The sequence below is a fragment of the Streptosporangium sp. G11 genome, assembly GCF_051192615.1.
Lineage (GTDB): Bacteria > Actinomycetota > Actinomycetes > Streptosporangiales > Streptosporangiaceae > Streptosporangium.
On sequence record NZ_JBPJUQ010000178.1, the window covers coordinates 1 to 6,708 of the forward strand.

General features: G+C 63.1%; 6 protein-coding genes. 3 read left to right on the forward strand and 3 right to left on the reverse strand.

Annotation, left to right across the window (positions count from 1 at the left end):
* Positions 1–384: 384 nt before the first annotated feature.
* Positions 385–1,434 carry a hypothetical protein gene (locus ACSDR0_RS48950; RefSeq protein ID WP_435295843.1) on the forward strand — a complete coding sequence of 350 codons (1,050 nt, stop codon included), beginning with the start codon at positions 385–387 and terminating at the stop codon, positions 1,432–1,434.
* A gap of 223 nt (positions 1,435–1,657) precedes the next feature.
* Positions 1,658–1,930 (forward strand): hypothetical protein, encoded by a 273-nt coding sequence (locus tag ACSDR0_RS48955; protein WP_435295844.1) that lies wholly within the window; start codon positions 1,658–1,660, stop codon positions 1,928–1,930.
* 780 nt (positions 1,931–2,710) lie between these two features.
* On the opposite strand, the gene ACSDR0_RS48960 is transcribed toward ACSDR0_RS48955, so the two are convergent.
* The 3 genes from ACSDR0_RS48960 to ACSDR0_RS48970 all read right to left on the reverse strand — a co-directional run bounded on the left by ACSDR0_RS48960 (position 2,711) and on the right by ACSDR0_RS48970 (position 5,046).
* Positions 2,711–3,016 carry a hypothetical protein gene (locus ACSDR0_RS48960; RefSeq protein WP_435295845.1) on the reverse strand — a complete coding sequence of 102 codons (306 nt, stop codon included), beginning with the start codon at positions 3,014–3,016 and terminating at the stop codon, positions 2,711–2,713.
* A gap of 2 nt (positions 3,017–3,018) precedes the next feature.
* Positions 3,019–3,345 (reverse strand): hypothetical protein, encoded by a 327-nt coding sequence (locus tag ACSDR0_RS48965; protein ID WP_435295846.1) that lies wholly within the window; start codon positions 3,343–3,345, stop codon positions 3,019–3,021.
* A gap of 525 nt (positions 3,346–3,870) precedes the next feature.
* The gene (locus ACSDR0_RS48970; RefSeq protein ID WP_435295847.1) at positions 3,871–5,046 is read right to left on the reverse strand and encodes a DUF4041 domain-containing protein; all 1,176 of its coding nucleotides are present in this window, start codon (positions 5,044–5,046) and stop codon (positions 3,871–3,873) included.
* 626 nt (positions 5,047–5,672) lie between these two features.
* Between ACSDR0_RS48970 and ACSDR0_RS48975 the strand changes: the two genes are divergently transcribed.
* Entirely contained in the window at positions 5,673–6,653 is a 981-nt protein-coding gene (locus ACSDR0_RS48975) for a serine/threonine-protein kinase (RefSeq protein WP_435295848.1), read from the forward strand.
* Positions 6,654–6,708 lie beyond the last annotated feature (55 nt).

Sequence of the window (6,708 nt, forward strand, 5' to 3'; positions counted from 1 at the left end):
CCACGACCGAGGCCGCCTAAGATCAACCCACGGCACCTACCTCGTCGAGCCTTTTACACCGCTCCGAGGACGCGACCGCTCGCGACCGGACGCCTGGCTCGGGGAGCGAACGACGACCGTACGGCCGGCTCTCGTGGCGGCGACCATACGGAGGGCCCTTGACCACGGCTGGGATCCCTCACAGGCGGGCAGTGCCTTCACCCTCAGCCTCACCGAGAGTGATCTGACCGACGCGATGAACGCCCATCCACACTCTCACGAAATCCTTTTTAGACACATATAGCCGATTTGAAAGACACCCGCTTCAGGGAAGAGCCATCGAGCGACTCCCTCAAGATTGGTTCTGAGCCAAGATGATCCAAGCACCGTGACGCGGGAGGGCGCATGATCGTGTTCACGTGTGCGGGCTGTGACGCCTCGCTGGCCCTACCCGTGTCGCAGGTCGCGCTCCCCGCCCACGCCCATCGGAAGTACGGCCACGAGCTACTTCCCGTGCTCATGGAGCCTGGGACCTACGCGGTGGACCTGGAACCCTCCGGGCCGCCGTGGCGGCGGTGGGAGGAGATCGGCACGGCGGAGGCAGAAGCCCGCGGCGTGTACGCGCCGACCTACTCCCTGTCGTACGGGCCACCGGGAGCGGTCGCGGTCGCGCTGGGCGACGTCCGCGGGACCGTTGTGATTCCGGAGCGATGCGACGGCCTCTGCTGCGGTCTGGACAGCAGGAACGGTCCCAACCTGGCGTGCGCGCAGTGCGGGCGTGCCGTGGCCACCCTCATCGACGACTGCGGGTACTGGCAGGTGGTGTGGCTGGACCCGCGCGCCGTACGTCCCCTCGACGCCGACGCGCCCGCCCGCCGAGTGCTCAGCTGGGAGGAACTGCGGGAACAGCCGGAAAGGCCGCCGATTGAGCCGATCGGAGTGTGGAGCCCGGTGTGGGAGGCGGCGGTCTCGGTGGCGCTGGCCCACCTGCTGGCCACGTCGGGCGGTGCGCGGGTCGTGGTTCCCGATGGCCCTGTCGCCGACGCGTTCCGTCCGGCGCTCGATGCCCTGCTCCCGGCCAAGCCGCCGACGAGGAACCTGGCACTGGCCGGGCCGGGCCTGCCCGCCACGGTCACGGACATCACTTTGGTTCCGCGGCACCCGCAGAGCGGGGAGACATGGTCGTCCGGCACGGAGGCGGCGGTGCCACTGGCTGCCGATGTGTGGATGTACATGGCCTTCAGCCGCAATCGGCGACTTCACCCCGCGTCGGGCGGGCTACCCGACGGCGTCTACCGCGATGACCCGCCACCGCCGCCGCCGTCCGGCCCGTTCCGGCTCGACCGGGAGATGTTCCTCCACGCGCTTGCACGACTGCCGGAGGTTCGTCAGCCATGGTTGCGTGCGGTTTACGACGACGTGCAGGACCCCCGATCCGACCTCCCGTTCTGGTAGGGAGGCATCACCGCCGGCACCGCTTGGGGCCTGCCGAGGTCGTTCCCGTCTGCAGGACCATGTCCTCATGTCAGTGACCGAGTTCGCCGGCGCGACCGAGGACAAAGATCGTAGCGTCACCCCCAAGACAGGACTGTACGAGTTCTGAACCAAGGAGAACGTCCATGTCCACTTTCACGACACCGACTTCAAATCCCTGACCTATCAGCCTGGCTGGCCACCCATGCTGTGGCTGGAGTTCCTCTACGATTCGCGGTGGACCCCGTCCGAGCTGTCCAAGACTCCTCTCGTGGTCTTCCGGTTCGAGGATGTTCACCTCATCGAGTGGCGTGAGGACCGGGAAGGTCATACCTGCGTGACCGCCCAGCCTGACGCTCCTGCTGGACAAGTCGAGCACTTCGATTGGGACGGCGCCGACCTGTTCACATTGGGCACTTTCACGCTGCGTCTGGCCTTCCAGGCCCGACAAGCAGAAGTGACCGTACGCGCGAAGTAACGCAAGGTCCCGCACCCCATCTTCATGGCCTCGGATTCCTTCATTACGAGGGAAACCAGGAGGGGGCGGGACCATGGCCTATACCCGCCCCCACCTGCGCATACAGTCCACGGTAATTCATTGTCGTTGTCACGCGGTTGGTCACGCAGAAATCCCTCAGATCGCCACACCGGAGTGACGCGCGAGAGCGTGCAAACCGGAAAGCTTGCTGCGGCAATCACGGTGAAGCAGATCGGTGATCACCTGCTGAGGGCCGGTTCGCCGCACTTCGAAAGGAGCGATCTTTTCAGCGACCAGGAGCGGGGTCCGTCAATTAAACGGCCCTGACTCTCTTTCGGTGGTAACGGAACGTGCGCATCAAGCTGACCTCACGGAGCTGGGCGGTTTCCTCACCAAAGGCCTGTGGGACCGCGCGGTCGCCCGTGTCCCTGCTCGCCGGACCGCGCCACGACACCTTTCTGGCCTGCTGATTTGTCTCCAGCGCCTCCTCATCACCTGTGACCACGCTCGGTCACCACCGAAAGCGAGCCAGAGCCGTTCTTTGCACAGTCCCCGCCTGCTAGAGCAGCCATGACGGTCTACGACCGATGACACAACTCCCACCCCAAACCGGATGAAACGAAGTGCTCCGAGCATAAGAAGGCTCCTACGACCGACCATGGCATCGGGGATCGCTGGCAGGTGCGATATCGGGGTGAGACAGGTGAGTAGCGCAAGCGGAACTTCGACAGAAAAGGCGTTTGCCCAAGCAACCCGAAAGGCTTGATCCCCCCAAGCCTGCTACCCCTCATCGGGGAGGTCATCTGTATCAAAGATGTTGATCAATTGCAATTCAGGTGGATCTTTCTCTAGCCAGAAGCAGACCTGAACGACTAATGTCTTCCGCGGCCAAATCATCACGACAGGGAGATCAGGCTGGTCGTCGGCTATATCTCGTTCCGAGTACCACCTATCGCTCCACGTCCCGTTGATGATCGTGCGCAGAACCTCGCAGACAAGTTGCTGATCACCCTCTTTAGGCTTGGTCGACTCCCACCATTCTGTGAGCATTCGCTTACTTTCCGGTTGGAGCCGCAGCTCCGCCATGGCTACTCCATGAGTCGATTGAGCACCTCTTCGACATTCAACGCCTCGCCCGATTTACGAGGGCCTCTGGCCTTTCTCAGCGCTTCCGCATAGGCGGGGATTCCGCGCAGACGAACGGTTGCGAGCAGATTCTTTGCGAAATCCGTGAGATGGTCAACATCCTTGGTCCGCTCAAAGGCCAGGACCGCACGATAGGAGCTGCGCAGGAGTTCTCTCTGTTCGGAGGATTTCAGCCCATCAATCGTCTCCATAGCCCGTTCAACCGCAGGGTCATCATGAGAAACAGAATCGGCTGGGAAGAATTCGTCTTTCATGGCTCTCTGCTCCATCGCCTGGCTTCCTTTTTGAACTCGAGGGAAAGGAGTGATTACCGAAATCTGCCACAAATGGAAGATGACCAAAAGTGGACAACTTCACAGATAAAGCCCGCCGAAATCGAAACAGATCGATTTCATCGAACCTTTGTTCGATCCGAACACTACGCCTCGATGTCGGCCAGCGCCAGCCGTTCCAGGCCACCCTGACGCGGCGGAGCGGCCGACGGTTCCGCTTCGACCAAATGGGTTGGCATCGTGAACCGAGCAGGACCGGCGAGCGTCTTCGTGATCCCTCGGGCAAAAGTGCCTTGATCTTGCCTAGCGGATGCTCCACGCCAGGTCAGCGACTTAGGGGCGGACGAGTCGGCCTGTAGGCCGGGTTCTAATCCGGCGTACTTGTGACCTGCACCCCGACTAGCGACCTGCCTCCTGACCTGCGGGAACGCTGCCGTCGTTTGACATTGTCCTCCGCCGCCTTCCAACGCCATGTGCCCTCGATGTGCCCTCGGGGCACATCGGTCAGGTGTGCGATCCGGCTCAGCCCGCTGCCACCTTCGCGTGAACCGACTGGTGCCACTCCAGGGCCTCGGGAGTGTCCCGATACTCCAGAAGGTGCTGACCCGCGATCTTCTGCAACAGGTCCCTGACGTCAGCGGGCGTGGCGTGGAAGAACTCCCGGCGGAGGTTGACCTTGTTGACGCGCCGGTCGTTCAACGCGGCGTGCAGGCGCCCCTCAAGCCCGACCGCGTCGTCACTGAAGATCAGCGCGTGGGTGTCGAACTTGAACGGCACCGAAGCATCGCCCAACTCCCGGACGCGATCCTCGGGTTCCAGGCGGCGGGTCATGCCGATCTTGACGACGTCCTCACCGAACGCGCCGATGTTGGAGATCACGTATACGTAGCCGGCCCGAACGTTGGCCTCGCGTGCCTCGACGTCGCTGACCGCCGCGCCGATCTCCTCCAGTTTCGCCTTGAGCTCCTCCGCCCCGGCCTCATCCCCCTTGGCCAGCAGCTTCGACAGCGCGGAGCGGTAGTGGGACTCCTCCTTACGGAGCCTGGCCTTCTCCCGCTCGAACTCCCGCCGCGCGGCCTCCTCCTCACGCTGCTGCTCCCGCTGGGCACGGGTGCGCTCCTTCTCCTCCTCCTGCTTGGCCAGGTAGTCGGCGGTCAGCTCCAGCTCGTAGACCCGCAACCGGTGGTAATCGCCGCTGACGTGGATGCTCATCGTCTTGCCGAGCTTGACGATCATCTCCACCGCCTTCTCCAGGCGATCGACAGCTGATTGCAGCTTGTACGGACGCATCGTGCGCACGCAGTTGTCGGCCTCGGCGTTGTAGGCACGCAACATCAGCTTGGAGAAGTCACGCATCATCCGGCGTCCCTCGGCCGCCGACCCGTTGACCTGCCAATTAGTGGAGCCCAACACCGCCTTGCCGTCCTTGGACAACTCCTTAATGCGTGCCTTGACCTGCGCCAATCGCTCCTTATAGGCCACTGCGTCACTCAGCGGGTGCCGGTACTCGTAGACACCGGCCTCCTGCAACAGCACGGTCTCCTCGGTCTGCACGATCAGCCGCTCGACCTCGCGCAGCCGCCGCGTGGCATCCGCGATGGCCGTCTGCAGCCCCTGGTGCTCGGCATGCAGCGCCTCGGTCATCGCGGAGACGCGCATGGCGTCCATGCCACCCAGCCGCTCGACCCACGCGCGCAACTCGGCGTTCTCCGCCTCCAGCTTCTTCTTGCCACCGAACAGTCCCCCACCGCCGCGCTCCGGTACCGCGGGAACGGGAACTAGAACGGGCTGCGACTGAACCGGAGGCGCAGAAGGCGGAGGCGACGGCTGGACAGGAACCCAGAACTCCCAGCCGGGCGGCGCCGGAGGCCACGACGGATTCGGCTGCCATCCCTCCGGAGGCCGCCAGCCCACAGGAGGAACCGGCCATCCGGGAGGCGAATTGAACCGGTACTCCATCGTCACGCCCTCCTCGACCACGTGCCCCGTCGCGACACATGCCACAAGAAGACAGCCACCTCGGCTCATTGGTTTACAACAACCTCAATAATTCGCAGGGACGCCCGTCAACGGCAGACACCAGACACAGGGGGCAAATAAGGATCCCTCGCACTACTGACCGATGAGTTGCAGAGACTCATGAAGGCGCACGCAAAATAGGCTAATTTCGGACTTATAGTGCAAATACATCAAAGAGCACAGTAAATTCTCATAGATGGCATGATTCTCGCTCGACACGAGAGAGTCGGATGGGATAAAACACCTCTGAACTTTTCCCGCGATTGGCCGGCACTCGCCGTGCTTTCCCTCCTGAACGGAGCCCGGTGAACCAGCACATGCCGGCAACCGCTGCTCTCCGACCGCTCACCGTTGAAGATCCGTCACAGATTGGTCCGTATCGCCTGGTGGGGCGTCTCGGAGCAGGCGGTATGGGAGTCGTCTTCGCGGGCATCGACACTCGTGGGGTTCGCGTAGCCGTCAAACTCATTCATGCCTCATACGCGAGCGACTCGGAGTTCCGCGCACGATTCGCTCGGGAGATCTCCGTCCTTGACCGCGTCAACGGCGCCTGCACCGCGCGAATTCTTGACTCTGACGGGAACGCGGCTCGGCCATGGCTCGCTGCCGAATACGTGCCAGGGCCAACGCTTGAGAACCACGTCAGGACTCACGGGACGCTCCAGGGCGACGCGTTGTTCGGGCTCGCAGCCGGACTCGCCGAAGCATTGGTGGCCGTGCACGCGGCAGGCGTGGTTCACCGTGACATCAAGCCGTCGAACGTCATCCTCTCGCCGAGTGGCCCTAAGCTCGTCGACTTCGGCATCGCCCGCGCGCTCGACGCGAGTGTTATGACCCGCACCGGCACTCTCGTCGGATCACCAGGATGGGTGAGCCCCGAAGAGTACAGCGACGCACCAGCCGGGCCACCCGCCGATGTCTACGGCTGGGCGATGCTGGTCGTATACGCGGCCACGGGCGCTCCACCCTACGGAACCGGGCGCCCGGAGGTCTTGGCACTCAAGGTGCTGAACGAAACCGTCGACACCTCCATGCTCCCCAACCTTCTACGTAGCCTGGTCGATAGAGCATTGGCCAAGCTCCCCGAGACACGCCCCTCATCGCGCGAACTGTTGGACATGGCCGCTAAAGCCTGGCAAGCGCACCAAGGAACCCAGGCGATCGACAGTTTCGAGGCGGCCGACAATGTCACGGCTCGGTTGGACCGAACATGGATTCTTCCCATCGAAGATCTGAACTGGCCTGCCGCACCGGCTGCGACACGGAGCCCTTTTCATCTTGAGTAGCGGCCCTCTTCGACGAGCTGCAGGACGAGAATCGCTTGTACGAGTGCGGTCGCAC

Bases quoted from the DNA above. Each gene is read 5' to 3' on its own strand.
- ACSDR0_RS48950 (WP_435295843.1), top strand. From the start codon at position 385: ATGATCGTGTTCACGTGTGCGGGCTGTGACGCCTCGCTGGCCCTACCC.
- ACSDR0_RS48955 (WP_435295844.1), top strand. From the start codon at position 1,658: ATGCTGTGGCTGGAGTTCCTCTACGATTCGCGGTGGACCCCGTCCGAG.
- ACSDR0_RS48960 (WP_435295845.1), bottom strand. From the start codon at position 3,016: ATGGCGGAGCTGCGGCTCCAACCGGAAAGTAAGCGAATGCTCACAGAA.
- ACSDR0_RS48965 (WP_435295846.1), bottom strand. From the start codon at position 3,345: ATGGAGCAGAGAGCCATGAAAGACGAATTCTTCCCAGCCGATTCTGTT.